Origin of the sequence: Microbispora amethystogenes, from assembly GCF_016863015.1 — a bacterium.
Taxonomy (GTDB): Bacteria; Actinomycetota; Actinomycetes; order Streptosporangiales; family Streptosporangiaceae; genus Microbispora; species Microbispora amethystogenes.
In genome coordinates this window covers 1-525 of sequence record NZ_BOOB01000164.1, presented here as the reverse complement: position 1 = coordinate 525, position 525 = coordinate 1, and the positions used below count along the sequence as shown (strand labels likewise).

The 525-nt window shown below is 66.1% G+C and carries 1 pseudogene; it reads left to right on the top strand.

What is annotated here, in order from left to right:
• Positions 1-77: 77 nt before the first annotated feature.
• Positions 78-525 (top strand): annotated as a pseudogene (locus tag Mam01_RS36180) (trypsin-like serine peptidase); the annotation flags it as partial.

Here is a 525-nt window from a genome sequence, read left to right as displayed (position 1 = left end):
CGTATAACTTTCTCCTCGTTCCTTCACTGACGCATGGGGCGCAAGTGACGCCTCACGACAGACCAGGGAGAATTTCCATGAAGCGCACTCTTGCTCTGGGCGGCATGGCGGCCGGTCTGCTGGCCACCGCCGTTGTCGCCTCCCCGGCCGCGAACGCCGGGAACGACGTTGCCGCTGACTCGCTGGCCAAGACCAACCTGGCCGCCCAGCAGGTCGCGGCGTTCTGGTTCGGCGAGAACGCGGCCAACCTGATCAACGCCACGCCGTACGGTGTGGAGACCAAGGTCGTCGCCAAGCACATCTCCAAGGGCGGGCCGTCCGCGGACAGCAAGCCCGGTGTGGTGCCGGCGATCGGCGACGAGAAGAAGTCGGCCGCGAAGTCGAAGAACGTGAACCTGCCCAAGACCTCGGGCAAGGTGTTCTTCCTCGGCGCCGACGGTAAGCCGCACTGGTGCACCGGCTCCTCGGTGCAGTCGGCCTACCACAACGTCGTCGCGACCGCGGGTCACTGCGTGTACGACACGG